This is a genomic window from Saccharospirillum sp. MSK14-1 (assembly GCF_003054965.1).
Lineage (GTDB): Bacteria > Pseudomonadota > Gammaproteobacteria > Pseudomonadales > Natronospirillaceae > Saccharospirillum.
This window is the reverse complement of record NZ_MIES01000005.1, coordinates 47412-63633: the sequence shown is the minus strand read 5'-3', so window position 1 is coordinate 63633 and position 16222 is coordinate 47412. Positions and strand designations below refer to the sequence as shown.

16 protein-coding genes are annotated in these 16222 nt (G+C 58.1%); 10 read left to right on the top strand and 6 right to left on the bottom strand.

Going from position 1 to position 16222, the window contains the following annotated elements; genetic code table 11:
• Positions 1 to 1173 (bottom strand): imelysin family protein, encoded by a 1173-nt coding sequence (locus tag BGP77_RS01455; RefSeq protein ID WP_108162963.1) that lies wholly within the window; start codon positions 1171 to 1173, stop codon positions 1 to 3.
• Positions 1160 to 1831: an HAD family phosphatase gene (locus BGP77_RS01450; RefSeq protein WP_108162962.1), complete on the bottom strand. Its 672-nt coding sequence runs from the start codon at positions 1829 to 1831 to the stop codon at positions 1160 to 1162. The genes BGP77_RS01455 and BGP77_RS01450 overlap by 14 nt, the downstream gene beginning before the upstream one ends.
• A gap of 241 nt (positions 1832 to 2072) precedes the next feature.
• Here BGP77_RS01450 and BGP77_RS01445 point away from each other — a divergent pair, with 241 nt between their 5' ends.
• The 3 genes from BGP77_RS01445 (at position 2073) to BGP77_RS01435 (ending at position 6484) form a co-directional block, all read left to right on the top strand.
• Positions 2073 to 2564 (top strand): RNA pyrophosphohydrolase, encoded by a 492-nt coding sequence (locus tag BGP77_RS01445; RefSeq protein WP_108162961.1) that lies wholly within the window; start codon positions 2073 to 2075, stop codon positions 2562 to 2564.
• A 1-nt stretch (position 2565) separates the two neighbouring features.
• Positions 2566 to 4839: a phosphoenolpyruvate--protein phosphotransferase gene (gene ptsP / locus BGP77_RS01440; protein ID WP_108162960.1), complete on the top strand. Its 2274-nt coding sequence runs from the start codon at positions 2566 to 2568 to the stop codon at positions 4837 to 4839.
• 88 nt (positions 4840 to 4927) lie between these two features.
• Positions 4928 to 6484, top strand: coding sequence for a diguanylate cyclase domain-containing protein (locus BGP77_RS01435; RefSeq protein WP_158269234.1), 1557 nt, complete (start codon positions 4928 to 4930; stop codon positions 6482 to 6484).
• Here BGP77_RS01435 and BGP77_RS01430 read toward each other — a convergent pair.
• A complete protein-coding gene (locus BGP77_RS01430) occupies positions 6481 to 6927 on the bottom strand; it encodes a chemotaxis protein CheW (RefSeq protein ID WP_108162958.1) in 447 nt (148 codons plus the stop codon). The genes BGP77_RS01435 and BGP77_RS01430 overlap by 4 nt on opposite strands.
• 175 nt (positions 6928 to 7102) lie before the next feature.
• On the opposite strand from BGP77_RS01430, the gene BGP77_RS01425 reads away from it, so the two are divergent.
• From BGP77_RS01425 to BGP77_RS01410, 4 genes are all read left to right on the top strand, one after another.
• Positions 7103 to 9319: an ATP-dependent helicase gene (locus BGP77_RS01425; RefSeq protein WP_108162957.1), complete on the top strand. Its 2217-nt coding sequence runs from the start codon at positions 7103 to 7105 to the stop codon at positions 9317 to 9319.
• A 59-nt stretch (positions 9320 to 9378) separates the two neighbouring features.
• Positions 9379 to 9906, top strand: a complete 528-nt coding sequence (locus BGP77_RS01420; RefSeq protein WP_199224163.1) for a DUF3833 domain-containing protein — start codon at positions 9379 to 9381, stop codon at positions 9904 to 9906.
• A 75-nt stretch (positions 9907 to 9981) separates the two neighbouring features.
• Complete coding sequence (locus BGP77_RS01415; RefSeq protein ID WP_108162955.1) at positions 9982 to 10971, top strand: calcium/sodium antiporter; 990 nt, start codon at positions 9982 to 9984, stop codon at positions 10969 to 10971.
• A gap of 11 nt (positions 10972 to 10982) precedes the next feature.
• Positions 10983 to 11414, top strand: coding sequence for a VOC family protein (locus BGP77_RS01410; RefSeq protein WP_108162954.1), 432 nt, complete (start codon positions 10983 to 10985; stop codon positions 11412 to 11414).
• Here the strand turns inward: BGP77_RS01410 and BGP77_RS01405 are convergent.
• Complete coding sequence (locus tag BGP77_RS01405; protein WP_108162953.1) at positions 11406 to 12095, bottom strand: helix-turn-helix transcriptional regulator; 690 nt, start codon at positions 12093 to 12095, stop codon at positions 11406 to 11408. The two genes, BGP77_RS01410 and BGP77_RS01405, sit on opposite strands and share 9 nt — an antisense overlap.
• Positions 12096 to 12219: 124 nt before the next feature.
• On the opposite strand from BGP77_RS01405, the gene BGP77_RS01400 reads away from it, so the two are divergent.
• Together BGP77_RS01400 and BGP77_RS01395 are read left to right on the top strand one after the other, a co-directional pair.
• Positions 12220 to 12558, top strand: a complete 339-nt coding sequence (locus BGP77_RS01400; RefSeq protein WP_108162952.1) for an NIPSNAP family protein — start codon at positions 12220 to 12222, stop codon at positions 12556 to 12558.
• Positions 12555 to 12881: an antibiotic biosynthesis monooxygenase gene (locus BGP77_RS01395; RefSeq protein WP_108162951.1), complete on the top strand. Its 327-nt coding sequence runs from the start codon at positions 12555 to 12557 to the stop codon at positions 12879 to 12881. Before BGP77_RS01400 ends, BGP77_RS01395 begins: the two co-directional genes overlap by 4 nt.
• An 18-nt stretch (positions 12882 to 12899) precedes the next feature.
• Here the strand turns inward: BGP77_RS01395 and BGP77_RS01390 are convergent, their stop codons facing one another.
• Positions 12900 to 14042 (bottom strand): cobalamin-independent methionine synthase II family protein, encoded by a 1143-nt coding sequence (locus tag BGP77_RS01390; protein WP_108162950.1) that lies wholly within the window; start codon positions 14040 to 14042, stop codon positions 12900 to 12902.
• 87 nt (positions 14043 to 14129) lie between these two features.
• Entirely contained in the window at positions 14130 to 15404 is a 1275-nt protein-coding gene (locus tag BGP77_RS01385; RefSeq protein WP_108162949.1) for a hypothetical protein, read from the bottom strand.
• Between the two features lie 203 nt (positions 15405 to 15607).
• Here BGP77_RS01385 and BGP77_RS01380 point away from each other — a divergent pair, with 203 nt between their 5' ends.
• A complete protein-coding gene (locus BGP77_RS01380; RefSeq protein ID WP_108162983.1) occupies positions 15608 to 16171 on the top strand; it encodes a peroxiredoxin in 564 nt (187 codons plus the stop codon).
• The last annotated feature ends 51 nt before the right edge of the window (positions 16172 to 16222 follow it).

Here is a 16222-nt window from a genome sequence, read left to right as displayed (position 1 = left end):
TTACTCGGTAAATAAATCCAAACCCAATTGGCGTGACAGCGTGTTGAAGTCGACTGCGACTTGAGCCACTGCCTGACGGGTACTCTGCCACGTGTCCGGGTCGATCTCGCCAAAGGTATAGTCTTCTGGCAGGGCGGATATCGCCGTTCGTGCATTGGCCAAGTGCTCATTGACCAGGTCGCTGGTTATGTCGGTATCGGCACGGTCGAGCCAGGAAGCCAGGGAGCCAGCGTCTTCCTCGTTCGCTTGCATCAACGCTTGAATCCCATCCAAACGCGCCAGCAAATGACGGCGGCCCTGGCCAGCTTCGGCGCTGAGGTGATGCCAGCTGCTTTCGTCCAAAGTGCCGTCGGCAAAGCTGTAACTGAGCAGCTCAACCTGAGCCAGGCGTTGCAGACTTTGCCAGATCAACCGCAATTGACCTTCTTCGGTGAGCACATCAAAGCCGGTTTCGCCCTGCCAGCGGTTGGCCGCGCTTTGCAGTTGCGTCAGCAGGTGTTCGGTCGCCAGACGCAGATAGCGATGGCGGCGTTCAACCACGGCGGCATCGTTGTTAGCGACCGGTAACCAGGATTCGGTGAGCGGTTCGCGCCAGAGAAATGTTTCCACCACTGGAAATCCCAGAGACGGCGATTCGGCATCCATCATTTGATGCTGATCGACGAGGTTTTCCAGGGTCAGGTCCAAGCCACTTTCATGCACGAGTCCGCTGTACGGGTAGTCGGGCAGGCCATCGATATAACCGGGTTGGAAAGGCCGGATATTGATCAGGCTTTCAGTGCGGCGGAATTGCGCTTGCTCAGTCACGGTGAACGCGCGCTGATTAAACGGACGGAAACGATTCCATTGTTCATAGCAATGATGCCAGGCGGCGCGCGCCAGATCGCGATTGGCGCTGTTGGGCTCGGCGAGAAAATCGGTGACGCCTGCCTCAAGATCGGAGCAGGCTTGCATCAGCGACGCACCCTGGCGTTGCGCCGTCGAGCGCACGAGGTCGGCTGCGGCTGCAAAGCGCGGTCCGCTGTCGACGGTCTCGTCCTGGGCGGCTTCTGATGGCAACAAAGACTCCAGCTCGATCGCCTCCGGGTCGGGGTCTGAGCAGGCGCTGAGAAAGAATCCCAGCCCGATCAGGATAGCGCCGTGTCGAATGCCGGAGCACTTAAAATTCGGCATGTGTTTCCCTCAAACTGATGATGGACCAACCACGTTGTTCTGCTTCGGCCTGCAAGCGAGCGTCTGGATCGACGGCAACCGGGTGATCGACCAATGACAGCAAGGGCAGATCATTGTGCGAATCGCTATAAAACCAGGCACCGTCCAGCGTTTCAGCGTGTTCTTTCAGCCAGGCTTCCAGGCGCGTCACCTTGCCTTCGCGGAAGCTGGGAACGCCTTCGGGGCGGCCGGTGTAGCGACCATTAACTTGCTCAGCCTCGCAGGCGATCAGATGTTCAATGCCGAGATATTGGGCGATAGGGCCGGTAACAAAACGGTTGGTGGCGGTGATGATCATCAAGGTGTGACCAAGATCACGGTGCTTATCGAGCAACGCCTGAGTACCTGCCTGAATCATGGGGATGATTTTGGCGTCCATAAAACGACGATGCAGTTCGGCCAGTTCGGCGGGATCTTTGTGTGCCAGGAATTCCAGCACGAACAGCAGGTAAGCCTGAATATCGAGCCGACCGGCTTGATAGTCAGCAAAAAACTGGTCGTTGGCGGTTAATACGGTTTCCGCATCAACGAGACCGGACTCAACCAGAAATTCGCCCCAGGCGTGATCGGAATCGCCGGTTAGCAAGGTTTGGTCAAGGTCAAAAATGGCCAGGGTCAAGACAACTTCCTTAGAGACAAAACGCGCCCAGAACGGGCGCTCAAGGGTGCTAAGAGTACGGATTCTAACCAGGCGGTACAAGCGTCAGGCGGTCTCAGGCGCGCCCGTTTGGTGTTTGCCAAGGCTTGTGGAACAATGCCTGCATGGGGGTTTGGCTTCAGGGTCGCCCCCACAGACCCCTCAGGGGCCCGGTTAACCGGCCGGCACCCCGTGCCGGCCCTGCGATAAAGCGGCAGTGGCGATGATCGATTCTGATGGCTATCGCCCCAATGTGGGCATCATTCTGACTAACGGCCAGAACCAGGTTCTGTGGGCTCGTCGTATCGGTCAGGATGCTTGGCAATTTCCTCAGGGTGGTATTCGCGCTCAGGAGACGCCGCTGGACGCGCTTTATCGCGAATTGCGTGAAGAAGTTGGCCTGGGTGAGGACGACGTTGAAGTCCTCGCCTGCACCCGCGACTGGCTGCGTTACCGCCTGCCCAAACGCATGATTCGTTATAACGCCCTGCCCATCTGTATCGGACAAAAACAAAAGTGGTTTTTGCTGCGCATGCTGTGCGCCGATGAAGACGTTCAGCTTAATGGCAGCGATGACCCGGAATTCGATGGCTGGCAGTGGGTGTCTTACTGGTACCCGCTGGCCAAGGTCGTGTCGTTCAAGCGGTCGGTTTACCGGCAGGCGTTGGCTGAATTGGCACCACGCATCAATCGGGAGCAGCGTATTCGTGGCTGACATGTTGCACCTGCTTCGCCAGGTAGTCGAAGAAGTCAACAGCGCGCGGGATCTGCAAAGTTCTCTGCGCACTCTGGTTGGCCGCATTCGCGCCGGTATGGAAGTGCAGGTGTGTTCGGTATTCCTGTGGGATGCGCATGTCGAACGTTACGTCTTGATGGCCACCGACGGCTTGAGTGCTGACGCCATTGGCAAGCTGACGCTCACTCAGAATCAGGGCCTGATCGGTTTGGTCGGCAAGCGTGAAGAGCCGATCAATCTGGGCGATGCCACTCGCCATCCTAATTATCATCTGGTGCCTGGCCTGGGCGAAGAGCCCTACAAAGGCACCTTAGCGGTTCCGATTATTCACCACCGTAAATTGCTCGGTGTGTTGACCATCCAGAAAACCGAAGCCGGTCGCTTTGGCGATGAAGAAGAAGCCTTCCTGGTGACGTTGTCGGCTCAGCTGGCGGGTGTCATTGCCCACGCTGAAGCCACCGGAGCCCTGTCAGGCTTGAACTTGCTGGGTGATGAGCAAACCGATGTGCGCTTCCAGGGCGTGCCCGGTGCGCAGGGTGTTGCCATCGGTCAGGGGCATGTGTTGTTGCCGCCTGCCGATCTAAAAGCCGTGCGCTATCGCCCAACTGACGACATCGAAGCTGAGGTGGCCCTGTTTCATCAGGCGCTGGGCGGCGTCCGGACTGAACTGCGCGCCACCCGGGATAAATTGCAGATCGAGCTGCGCCCGGAAGAGTTGGCCCTGTTTAACGTGTATGTCGATATTCTTGATGATGCTGCCTTGGGCGAAGCCGTTATCGAGCGCATTCGTCAGGGTGAGTGGGCGCAAAGTGCTCTGGCCGGAGTGATGCGCGGTTACATCGATCATTTTGAGAAAATGGACGATGCCTACTTGCGCGAGCGCGCGGCGGACATGCGCGATCTGGGCCGGCGCGTGCTGGCTTATTTGCAAGAATCAACACCGACTCAGGCCATCCCGGACGATGCCATCCTCATCGGCGAAGAAATCTCGCCGACGGTCTTTGGTGAACTGACCGGTGCCAAAATTGCCGGCATCGTCTGTACTCGCGGCTCCGCCAACTCCCACATTGCCATTCTGGCGCGGGCGCTGGATATCCCGACGGTGATGGGCGTTCAGGAATTGCCCTGGCAGGCGTTACAGGGCGAGGCGCTGGTGATCGATGGCTATCGCGGCCATCTGTATTACCGCCTGTCGGATGAAAAACGCCGACATTTTGAAGCCGTGTGTCGTGAAGAGGCCGCTCGTGAGGCCGGGCTTGAATCGCTGAAAGATGAGCCGGGCACTACGCGGGATGGGCTGGCCATTACGTTGCTGGTTAACACCGGTTTACAGACCGACATTCTCCGCTCGCAGGACAGAGGCGCCGACGGTGTGGGTCTGTTCCGGACCGAAGTGCCCTTTATGATGCGCCAGCGCTTTCCGTCGGAAGAAGAGCAGGCGGCGATCTATCGCGCTCAGTTAGAGGCATTTGCGCCGCGCCCGGTCACCATGCGGACACTCGACGTCGGGGGCGATAAAAGCCTGACCTATTTCCCCATCGTTGAAGACAACCCCTTCCTCGGTTGGCGCGGTATTCGCGTAATGCTCGATCACCCTGAGCTGTTTATGGTTCAGGTGCGGGCCATGCTGCGTGCCAGCGAAGGGCTGAATAACCTAAAGGTCATGCTGCCCATGGTGACCAGTGTCAGCGAAGTCGAAGAAGCGCTGGCGATCATCCATCGGGCGGCGATGGAATTGAACGAAGAAGGCCTGTCGGTTCGGGTGCCGGACGTGGGTGTTATGGTCGAAGTGCCGTCCGCGGTCTATCTGATTTCCGAACTGGCCAGCCAGGTGGATTTTATTTCCGTCGGCAGTAACGATCTGACCCAATATTTGCTGGCCGTCGACCGCAATAACCCGCGTGTTGCCGCCATCTACGATGCCTTGCATCCGGCTGTCCTCAAAGCGCTCAAAGTGGTGATCGATGCGGGCAACCATGCCGGGGTTCCGGTCAGTTTGTGTGGTGAGTTGGCCGGTGATGCGTTAGGCGCGGTCATTTTGGTCGGGCTGGGCTATCGGCAACTGTCGATGAGCAGTTCTAACTTATTGCGTGTTAAATCGGTGTTGCGACAAATTGATACCGATTGGGCCGAACAGGTGGTGGCGGGCCTACTGCATCTGGACAACCCGCGCCTGGTTCGCTCGACGCTGCAATTGGCGTTGAAGAAAATTGGCATTCCGTTGTCGGCGTTAGGCCTGGCCCCTGCCGGGTGAGTTTTTTCCCACAAATCTCCCATTTATGACAACCTGGTCTAGGCTTAGTGGATTGCAATAATTGCTTTGCCCGGGAGGCGTGGCGGTTGTGAAAGTAAGTACCAACCGGGTGGTTCTGAGTCTCGCAGTGATCGGGGTCGGTTGTTTGGCCGTTTTGTCGCGCAGTCTGTACAACAATGAAAGCGCGGCAATACAGCAAAGCTTTCAAGCCGAAGTTGACCAACACGTCGTGGCGTTTGAACGTGAAGTGTTGCTTAACCTGGAAATTCTGTACGCCCTCAATCAAGCCTTGTCGACGGTTGATAACATCAATCTGCCGTTATTCAATCGTGTGACCCAAGGGGTATTGCGGCGCTCCCCAGCGATCCAGGCGTTTGCCTGGGCGCCCTGGGTGAATCAGTCACAGTTGCAGCCTTTAGAGCAGCAAATGCGTCAGTCGATACCCGATTTCGAAGTGTTTGAACGGGCCGATACCGACAACGGCAAGGCTGTTGTGGCGCAACGTGACCGCTATGTTCCGGTTGTTTTCATCGAACCACTGGCCACCAATCAGGCCGCCGTTGGCTATGATCTGGCGAGTGAGGAGCGTCGTTTGCGCGCCCTGCTCGAAGCCCGCGACAGCGGACGATTGGTTGCGACGGCAGGCATTCAGTTGGTACAGGAGCCGGAAAATCAGCAAGGTTTTCTGGTGTTTTCCGCGCTCTATGACGGCCTGCCAGAGCAGCCGCAGGAACGACGCGCCCAATTGCGAGGGTTTTTTAATGGCGTGTATCGGGTTGCTGCGTTGTATCAGCAATCCATAGGTGCGTCCTCTTCGGGTGATATCTGCATCCGCATCATCGACCGGAGCAGTGGCACCGATGAAGTGCTGTTCGAAAACATTCCGCCGGGCGTTAAGGCCTGGCATCTACCCTGGCGTTATGAATCAGAGGCGTTTGATGTCGGCGGCCGCCAGTGGCTGATTGAAGCCATTCCCGCTCGAGGGTTTGCTGTGGGGCAACGCAGCTACCTGCCCTGGTTGGTGTTTGGTGGCGGCCTGCTGTTTATCGTCCTGATCAGTGGCTATGTCATTGCCACCTTGAAGCGCAACCGCGAGTTGCAGGCCGCGCGTGATCAGTTGGAACGTATTTCCTTGACCGATGGGCTGACTGGCTTGGCGAATCGGCGTCACTTTGATCAACACTTGTCACAGGAATGGGCGCGGGCTCAGCGTGAGGGGACGGCCGTCGCGCTGGTCATGATCGACATTGACCACTTCAAAAACTACAACGATGAATACGGACACCCGGCCGGTGATCAGTGCCTGCGTCGTGTGGCCGAAGCACTGCAGAGCATCGCTCAGCGACCGCTTGATCTGGTGGCGCGTTATGGTGGGGAGGAATTTGCCATCATTTTGCCGCACACTGAAGCGCCGGTTCAGGTGGCTGAGCAATGCCGACAGGTGGTGGAGAATTTGCAGTTGCCGCATGCCTTCTCAGAAGCAGCGTCAGTGGTGACCATCAGCGCCGGTGTGTGTGCCGGCCAGCCTGGGCTCAATGATTCACCGGAGATGCTGACCGAAGGCGCCGACGACGCCCTTTATGAAGCGAAAGAAGCCGGGCGCAATCGGGTAGTGGCGTGTCACAAGTTACAGGAGGTGGATTAAAAATCGCGCACCAGCGCACCCACATCGGTGTGCTGGCCGATCAATTGCTCTAACCCGGTCGGATTGATGAGTTGGTAAAGGCGGCCGTCGCGCTCTGCCGTGGCCTGAATATAACCACCAGCCATATTGGTGTCGGCGTCTTCGGTATTGAAGTATTGCACCCCTTCCACGCGCGCCACGGCCAGGCCCATACGCGACTCCGGAAAATCGACAATCAGCATAAACTGTGGATCATCCAATTGGCCGTGTCCGGTCATGCGCAACAGATCGATCACCGCCAGTGTTTCACCGCGCAATCCCACCAACCCCATGACGCCCAGCGCCGTGCTGGGTACTGGATTGAGCGGTTGCCAGGGCACCACTTCTTTGATCAGCGTGGCCGGAAAGGCCAGCGGTTCTTGGTCGAGAAACACCACGACCCACATTTCGTTCGACATCGTCATCGATCGGCTCCTTATGGTTGGTTCACACCAACCCTCCTATTCAGCCTAGTCAGGGGTCCGCCAAGCTGCAAACCAGAACATCGGCCGGGTGGCGTCAAGCTTGAGACTGAGTCGCGGATGACTAAGACATCGCAAGGCGCTTCTGGTACCTTGAGCGCCCGCCGCGAGGACCGCCATGCACTTCACCGACGAACAACTCGCCATCATTGCACATCCGGCCGGCCACGCCCGCATCGTGGCGGTTGCCGGCTCCGGTAAAACCTCGACACTGACGGCCTATTTAGCGCGTCGTTTAAACGAGGGCGCCAATCCGCGCCGCCTGCTGGTGCTGATGTACAACAAGGCGGCACAGCAAGACGTGTCACGGCGTCTGGCGAGCGAGCAACCCCAGCAGACACTGCCCGAAGTGCGCACCTTTCATTCGTTGGGGTATCGCATTCTGCAACGGCTGGTGCACGACGGTGACCTGCCGCCGGTGCATTGGGATTTACTCAATGACGCTCAAATTGAGCCGGTGGTGTGGCGCTTGCTGCGCGCGGCAGCGGTGGACGAGGAACAAGCCGAAGACATCCTCAGTCGTAAGAAAAAATGGGTCGAGCCAGCGCTGAATTATTTTGAGCTGGTGAAGAGCAGTCTGGCGAGTCCGGCTGAAGTCTTTGAGCAAAGCGGCCTGCCCAAAGTCTGTCGGATTTTTATCGACGTGTTTGCGCAGTTTGAACAGTGGCGCGCCGATCAGCGTCGGCTGACCTTCGCCGATTTACTGTACGACCCGGTGCGGTGTTTGATCGCCAAGCCAGACGTCGCGCAGCGCTTTGCCGGCCATATGGACGAAATTCTGGTCGACGAATATCAGGACATCAACCCAATTCAGCAAGCGTTGCTGGACATCCTCCACGGCGGGCGCGGTCAAGTGATGGTGGTCGGTGATCCGGACCAGACCATTTACGAATTTCGCGGCTCTCAGCCGTCTTTGCTGACCGAAGCCTTCCAGCAGCAGTTCGCGGACCCGCAGGATTACCAACTGAGTTGGACCTTCCGTTACGGCCATCAATTGTCGCTGCTGGCCAACCATTTGATTCAGGCCGGTGCAGATCGCACCGCGGCCTCGACCTTGTGTTTTTCGCACGCCAGTACAGCCAACACCCGAGTGCGGCAAATTCGCAGTGACGACAGCGCTCAGGCCGCACTGGACTGCATTCGTCACTGGCAGGGTGAACGCCCACTCACCGACATCGCCGTGCTTAACCGGCTCTGGGCCAACAGCGCCCGGCTGGAGTTGAAACTGCTGGCGGCGAATCTGCCGTATCGGCTGGAGAGTCATCGCACGGTTCTGGAACGCTTTGAGCTGTCGCCATTTTGGGTGTTGCTCGATTTAGCCAGCGGCGAGTTCAGTTGCTACAACGAAGAACAACGACGCCAGGCGTGGCGCACCTTGCTGACTCAGCCTTACCTGAAAATCCGCAAAGCGGTGGTTGATGACCTGCTTAGCCGGCTGGCGGGGGTCGCCCATGACACCGCCCGGCATCTGCGCAATGCATTGCCGGAGAATCTGACCAGCTTTCAGGCCGACCAATTGCTCGAACGCGCCCGCTTGATCCAGCGAGCAGAAGAAGGCCGGGTGAACGCCAGTGAGTTGGTCAGCGGCTGGATGATCGGCACCGATTATCTGAATGCGCTGCGCGATAACGCCTTTTCGGCCCAGCAGGTCGACGACCAGGTAGCCACGGTCACCGCCTTTGTCGACTTTATCGCCGCGCAGCGGTGGCCAGCGGCTGAAGCCGGTGATCAACTGCGCGCGTTGCAGGCGCAGCGACGGGCCTCCGGCCAGAACGGCGTAACGCTGACCTCGATTCACAAAGCCAAAGGCCGCGAATGGCCCTGTGTGTTGATTCCGGAACTGAATGCGCGTTTCTATCCCTACCACCCCGAAGGCGATTTAAGTCGTCCGGCGTCGGAAGACAGCGAACGCCGCCTGCTCTATGTGGCGCTCACCCGTGCCCGTGATGAGGCCATTCTGCTGACTCCGCTGACGCGGCAGGACACACCTGACAGTCCGTTTTTAAAGGAAATGAATTGGGACGGTTGCCGGACATTGGCTGAAGCTCTGGCGCAATCGCACAGCGAAGTCAGTCTGCCAGCCTCGATGAATTCTCAGGTCGTCGAGCGGTATCTCAAGGCCCAGCAAAGCGCGTTGCAGATTCATTGGCAGGCGCCACAGGCTGAAGACCCGAGCACCGAACCGCAGCGTCGTTTACGACACCCTAAATTCGGTGCGGGACGTCTGCTCGACGATGATGGCACGCGACTCAGCATCCGTTTTGTGCGCGATGGTCAGGTGCGGCAGTTTGATCGGGCTCAGGCCTGGCCCATGCTGGAATGGCTCGACGACTAACATCCGTTGCGCGCACTGGCGCGTATTCTCTGCTCCGTCATCTGTTCAGGAGCGTCCTTGTGTTTCGATTACTCAGTGTTGCCGTTTTGGCGATCATGCTGACCGGCTGTGCCGGTGTCTCGGTGTCTGACTACGCCGATCGTGAACCCACCTTCGATCCCTTGGTATTCTTCAATGGCCCTCTGCAAGCTCAGGGTGTGGTATTCAGTCGCAGTGGCGAAGTGCGACGCCATTTCACCGCGACCATCGACGCCCGCTGGAATGCTGACGGCGGTGTCCTTGACGAAGTGTTTCAGTGGAGCGATGGCGAACGCCAGACGCGGGTGTGGCGCTTTGAACGCGACGGTGAGCGTTCCTATGTCGGCCGTGCCGGAGACGTGAAAGGCACCGCGCAAATGCGGTATGCCGGCAACGCCGTCAACATGAATTACCGCTTGCTGGTGCCTTTGTCGAGCGGCCGTACCATTGCCGTGAGCATGGATGACTGGCTCTATCAGGTGGACGCCAATACCCTGATTAACGTGACCGATATGAGTAAGTTCGGTTTTGATGTCGGTCAGGTGGTGCTCACCATGCGCAAACTCTAAGCGCATTGGGCCGCGGCTGTTCAACGGCGGTTACCTCTGGCTTAATACGGCCTCATTTTTCTGGAGCAGGGCGTTATGTGGTTAGCCTGGTTGGCGGTTCTTATCGGTTTGGTGGTGCTGGTCTGGAGTGCGGATCGCTTTGTCGATGGTGCGTCTGGAACGGCCCGCTACGCCGGAATGTCGCCGTTGTTGATCGGTATGTTGATCGTCGGTTTTGGCACCTCGGCACCTGAGCTGGTGGTGTCGGTGATCGCCGCAACCGATGGCAATCCAGGTCTGGCATTAGGTAACGCCTACGGTTCTAACATCACCAACATTGGTTTGGTGGTGGGCTTGGTGGCGGTGATTGCCCCCATCCAAGTGCAGTCCGGCATTGTGCGTCGGGAGTTGCCCATCCTGTTGATGATCACCCTCTTTGCTGGCTGGCAATTGCTCGACAACGATTTGTCGCGGCTGGATGGCTTCCTGCTGTTGCTGCTGTTTGCCGGCACCATGGGTTGGTCCGTGTTGCAGGGGCGTCAGCCCGGCGATGTGCTCGAAACCGAATACACCGATCAATTAGACAGCCACGCCATGACCCTGCGTGCGGCGTTACTTTGGCTGGTCGTCGGCTTGGTGGGTCTGGTGCTCAGCTCGCGCGCCCTGGTCTGGGGCGCGGTGGAAATCGCCATCAATCTCGGGGTCAGCGATCTGATTGTTGGTTTAACAGTCGTTGCCATCGGTACTTCTTTGCCGGAGCTGGCGTCATCGCTGGCGGCGATTCGTAAAAACCAGCACGACCTGGCACTGGGGAACGTGATTGGCTCGGGGTTGTTCAATACCTTGGCCGTGGTTGGTCTGGCGGCGAGCATCAGCCCGATGCAAACCGAGTCAGCCGTGCTGACCCGAGACTGGGTGTTGATGACGGCGCTGACCGTTCTGTTGCTGATCATGGGCATCGGCACGCGTAAGCGTCAGGGTCGTATTAACCGGGTAGAGGGCAGCGTTTTGCTGGTGATTTACCTGGCATATACAACCTATTTGGTTCAGTTGGCGTTGAGCGGTGGTGCCTCTCCTGTGGGCTGAATGGTTTCGAAATGACGCGATCTTTATTTCATTTGGCGTTTAACGTCACCAATCTGGATGAAGCTCGTCGCTTCTATGGCGACGTGCTCGGCTGTACCGAAGGCCGATCGACCGACACCTGGGTCGATTTTGAATTTTACGGCCATCAATTGTCGTTGCATCTGGGGGAGGTCTGGACCACTCGCAACACCGGCCAGGTCGATGGCGTCGCTGTGCCCATGCCACATTTCGGTGTGGTGTTACCGCTGGCGGACTGGCAGACGTTGGCAGCGCGTTTGGAACAGGCAGGCACGGACTTTGTGATACCACCAACCCAACGCTATGTCGGCCAAGCCGGGGAACAATCCACGTTGTTTTTCTACGATCCGTTCGGCAACCCGATTGAAGTCAAAGGCTTTGCTGATTTTGCCGGACTGTTTGAACGCGGACCGCAGTCAGGCTGATCGAGACACGGCACGGTCATCGATGCCGTAGCGGTGTTTAAACGCACGTTCTCCCGCGGTACTGAAGCTCAGACTGCGCGATTGCAGATCGCGTTTGGCCCAGCCGCGTTGCAGTAAATCCTCGACAATCCATTGCCCCAATTGACCGGCCAGATGACTGCGCCGTTCACTCCAGTCCAGACAGGCACGACACAGCGGACGTCGGCTGCGTTGGGCCACAAAACCCCAGTGTGCGAAACGGGCAGAGCCTGCGGTGGTGAGCTGACACTGGTCGGCGTTGCTGTCGATAAGGCCTTGAGTGCACAGCGCGTCGTGCAATTGCACGCCCAATTGGCCCGCCAGGTGGTCATAGCACAGCCGGGCATAGCGCAAGGCTAAGTCGTCGGGGCCGGTTGCCACCGTCGGCGCCTGAGCCGCCGATATTGCCAGCAATTGCTCTAATAACGCGGCCAACGATGCACCGCTGAGTTCGAAATAGCGATGCCGACCCTGTTTGCGCAATTGAATCAGACCACAGCGTTCCAGGCGGGCCAAATGGCTGCTGGCCGTGGATGGACTGATCTCGGCGCACAACGCCAGTTCGGTCGCTGTAAGCGCTTGGCCCCCCAGCAGAGCGGTGAGCATTTGGGCGCGGCTGGGGTCGCCGATCTCGGCGGCCAGTAATGCGATATCCGGTTGCATGCTGTGGTCTCATCGTTGTTGCTGACAGGGTGCGCTGTGTCAGTGGTCGATACTTCGATGATCATCGAAGCGACACAGACGCTGAGGACCTAGGCTGACGGCTCCCATGATCAGGAGTTTTGCCATGACCATCAGCTGTTTAATTGAGTATCGCATCGATCCGACCCAGCGCGAGCAATTCGCCGAATACGCACGCAATTGGGGCCGTATTATTCCCGCCTGCGGGGGACAATTACTGGGTTATTTTCTGCCCTGGGAAGGCACCAACTATCAAGCCTGGGGGCTGATCAGTTTTGCCAGTCTGGCCGATTATGAAGCCTACCGAGCGCGCTTGCGAACCGATCCGCAAGGTCGCGCCAATTTCGAGTTTGCCCAGCGCGAAGGTTTTATTCTCGAAGAACGACGGACGTTTTTAGCGCCGGTGCCGGAAAGTTGTGACTGGCTGACGGAGGCCACGTCATGATCGCGGTGATCTTCGAAGCGCTGCCCAACGAAGGCCAACAAGAAAACTACTTGGCCACTGCTGAGCATTTACGCGCGTACCTGATAACCCAGTCGGGCTTTATTTCCATAGAACGGTTTCAGAGTTTGAGCGAGCCGACCAAATTGTTGTCGCTGTCGTTTTGGCAAGATGAAACCGCCGTGCGTTTGTGGCGTGAGCAGAGTGATCATCGCCAGGCACAGCAGGCAGGACAAGAGTCTGTGTTTGCGGATTATCGATTGCGAGTGGCGCAGGTAATGCGTGATTACGGTAGGTTTGACCGCGCACAGGCGCCGGCCGACTGAGCCGGCGCCTGCGATCGATCAGAACAGTTGCTTGGTCGCCAAGGCCGCGCCTTCGGCCAGTGACGCCAGCTTCTTCCAGACGATTTTGGAGTCGACCTTGCCAACACCGGCAAAGGTGGCGAAACCGCAATCGGTGCCGGCCATCACCCGTTCACGACCGACGATGTCGGCGAATTGGGTGATGCGCTGGGCAATCAGTTCTGGGTGTTCGACGTAGTTGGACGTGGAATCAATCACGCCCGGAACCAGAATTTTGTTGTCCGGCAGCTTGGTGTCTTTCCAGATTTGCCATTCGTGGGCGTGACGCGGATTGGAGGCCTCAAACAAAATCGCCGACGGCTTGGCTTTCAAAATCACGTTCATGATTTTGCGCAGGTCGATGTCGTGTGTGTGCGGGCCTTCATAGTTACCCCAGCAAACGTGCATGCGCAGTTTTTCCGCAGGGATGTTCACCAAGGCGGCATTCAGTGCTTCCACCTGCAACTCGGCCTGTGCCAGGAATTCCGCTTCGCTCAAATCCTGGAAACCGGTGTGGCGCGCCATGGCGAGATCCGGGCAATCCAGTTGCAGAATAAAACCAGCATCGACAATGGCTTCGTATTCGGCCTGCATCGCTTTGCTGATGGCTTCGAGGTATTCGGCAATGCTTGGATAGAACTGGTTCGGCTGAAACGCAGAAACCACGCCTGGGGAGGCCGCGTTCATAAAGGCCTCGGTGACGCCGGCGCCATCGACCGCGCTTTTGAAATTCTTCAGATCAAATTCCAGTGGTTCGGTGGTCGACACTTCGACCGGGCCGGTGCAGCACAGACGTTTAAAACTCTGCTTGCCGGCGACCAGCGCCATCTTTTCCTGATATTCCGGATAGTCGGCCAGATCCAGTGCAACCTTGCGCGCCTGGTGACCGTCAAAGCCTTTAAGCCGATCTTTGATGTAGGTGGCGTAACCGATCTTGCTCAACTCGCCATCGCTGATGACATCGATGCCTGCTTCGGCCTGCAGTTTCACCACCTCACGTACGGCTTCAGCAACCACCGCTTCAAATTTGCCGCGATCGGTTTCCTCGCCGTGTTCGCGGGCCATCAGCACATCCACCACCGCCTGCGAGCGTGGCAAGCTGCCAACATGGGTGGTGAGAATGCGGTCAGTGCTCTGTTTCATCGGAGTTTCCTTTTTGTTAGGCCGCGGCGCCGCTCGGCACCGGTGTTAATGGACGGCAGTGTACAACCTCAGGCACGGCTCGGCATCTTAAGCGAGCCAGAGCTGGTAGGCGTGCAGGGCGATAAAGTCGATGGCCAGCACCGTGGGGGCGTACAGTCGGTTTAGGCGCAACAGCGTTCGGGCGGAGACGCCATAACGCGATTGCAGTGCCAATTGAATGCCAGAAAATGGCGACAGCGCCACGCCCAGCGACCAGCTCATTAAAAACACCAGCCCGAGTAAATTGGGATCGTCGATGGCCGGCATCAGTAAACTGCCCGCCAGCGCGACCGTGGTGACCGGATGCATGCCGATCATCGCCAGACCAATCATAATGACCAACACCGCGAAGGCTTGATTGGCACCGAAATGCTCAAAGCGCACTTCGACGTTAAACGACGCCAGCGTTGCTGCGACGCCAGCGGCCATCACCGCGGCGGCCAAAAACAGTGAGACCTCGCCGCCCAGTCGCGGCAGGCCAAGCTGAATGTGGTCGAGGGTAGCGCCAACACCGGCGCGGCCCTGACGCAGGGTCACCCACAACGGGGCAAACAGCACGGCGATCATCGTGACCAGCGTCAGCACCGACACATCAGGCCACCATCGATGCGCCGCCATCACCAGAACCGCAAGCAACATGGGCAGCCAGAGCGAGCCCAGATGCATGGGATAACCGAGCGTATGGTCAACCTCAGGATGTCGGCTGATCTGCCAGACGGTAAAGGCTAACGCCGCTGCAGCGGCGGGCAAACCCACGGTCACCAGCGTGGCCAAATGCGCGCCCGGAGCGCTGATCAAGGCAATGCCCATGGCCGCAAAAAACGGCGACCAGAACGCTGCTGTGCTGAAGCCGCGCAAAATAACCAGCGCTTGCAAAGCACTGAGTCGACCGGCCTGGGATAATCGGTCGCCGAGAATGGCGATGGTCGACATATTGATGACTGAGCCGATGAGGTGTCCGCCGAGCAATGTGCGAATCAACGCGCTTTTACCGGTGGGGCGATCATCGCTGCCGTCAACCGGTGCGCTGCCGACCAGCCGTAAAAAGCTGACGCCCATCAGCATGGCGATGACGGTTTGATTGGCGTCCAGTGCCTGACGCAGGTAGAGCCAATCGGCGCCACGTAACAGGCCCAAACAGAGGCCAATCACGCCGGTGGCAAACATGGCGCGGACCTGCCAGCGTTGAGGGCCTTTGAGGCTGCCCAGCAGCAGGAGTGCGGCGAACCACACCAAGGCGCCAGCCGACCAGGCAGGCCAGGCATCATAGAGCGCAGCGGTGATGGCCAGAAAAATAACCCCAACCAAGGTCCAGCCGGCCAAGCGTAAACGCCAGCGCGATAGGCGGGATGGGGGTGTTGAGGTCATGGCAGGAGGGCGGCTGTTTGCATCCGCCAAGCATAACCGAAGCCGTTGGGTGGACTCGACCGCTGCCTTTGAATGGAGCGTTCCAACGCAGCAGCGATCCGACGTTGCGGCAATTGCGTATTGTGGCGGTTAATAACGCAATGTTTAACGAGGTTTGCATGCGCTTGAACGCACCCTGCATCGGTCAGGACTTTGCCGTCACCGACGTCTACGGTCAGCCAGTGAGGCTGAGCGACTATCGTGGCCGCCGGGTCATGCTGAGTTTTTTCCGCGATGCGGCCTGCCCGTTTTGCAGCTTTCGTGTGCATGAACTGACGCATCGTTATGCCCAATGGCAGCAGCAGGGTTTGGAAATTCTGGCTGTCTTTAGCTGTTCCGATCAGGATGTGCGCCAGCATGTGGCGCGCCACCCGCGTCCATTCCGGCTGATTGCTGACCCGCAGTTGGCGATCTATAACGACTACGGCGTTGAGCAATCGACGTCAGCGTTGTTCAAGGCGGTGCTGTTTAAATTGCCGCGCATCCTGCGCAGTTTGATGGTGGGCGGTCGTCCCGATCCGAACAATCCGCACATCCGCCTGGTACCGGCTGACTTCTTGATTGACGAAAACGGCCGGGTGGTCGATCTGTGGTATGGCCGCGATACCAGCGACCACATTCCGCTGCAGCGTGTTGATGCGTTTGTGCAGGGTCAAAACCGGTTGTTGTCGAACGCTGCCTGACCACCCTTTGCACGACGCCGGTCAGGCCCTAGAATCAGAACAAATATTAGC

Bases quoted from the DNA above. Each gene is read 5' to 3' on its own strand.
- BGP77_RS01400 (WP_108162952.1), top strand. From the start codon at position 12,220: ATGACCATCAGCTGTTTAATTGAGTATCGCATCGATCCGACCCAGCGC.
- BGP77_RS01395 (WP_108162951.1), top strand. From the start codon at position 12,555: ATGATCGCGGTGATCTTCGAAGCGCTGCCCAACGAAGGCCAACAAGAA.
- ptsP (WP_108162960.1), top strand. From the start codon at position 2,566: ATGTTGCACCTGCTTCGCCAGGTAGTCGAAGAAGTCAACAGCGCGCGG.
- BGP77_RS01380 (WP_108162983.1), top strand. From the start codon at position 15,608: ATGCGCTTGAACGCACCCTGCATCGGTCAGGACTTTGCCGTCACCGAC.
- BGP77_RS01390 (WP_108162950.1), bottom strand. From the start codon at position 14,042: ATGAAACAGAGCACTGACCGCATTCTCACCACCCATGTTGGCAGCTTG.
- BGP77_RS01455 (WP_108162963.1), bottom strand. From the start codon at position 1,173: ATGCCGAATTTTAAGTGCTCCGGCATTCGACACGGCGCTATCCTGATC.
- BGP77_RS01405 (WP_108162953.1), bottom strand. From the start codon at position 12,095: ATGCAACCGGATATCGCATTACTGGCCGCCGAGATCGGCGACCCCAGC.
- BGP77_RS01410 (WP_108162954.1), top strand. From the start codon at position 10,983: ATGACGCGATCTTTATTTCATTTGGCGTTTAACGTCACCAATCTGGAT.
- BGP77_RS01415 (WP_108162955.1), top strand. From the start codon at position 9,982: ATGTGGTTAGCCTGGTTGGCGGTTCTTATCGGTTTGGTGGTGCTGGTC.
- BGP77_RS01425 (WP_108162957.1), top strand. From the start codon at position 7,103: ATGCACTTCACCGACGAACAACTCGCCATCATTGCACATCCGGCCGGC.
- BGP77_RS01430 (WP_108162958.1), bottom strand. From the start codon at position 6,927: ATGACGATGTCGAACGAAATGTGGGTCGTGGTGTTTCTCGACCAAGAA.
- BGP77_RS01445 (WP_108162961.1), top strand. From the start codon at position 2,073: ATGATCGATTCTGATGGCTATCGCCCCAATGTGGGCATCATTCTGACT.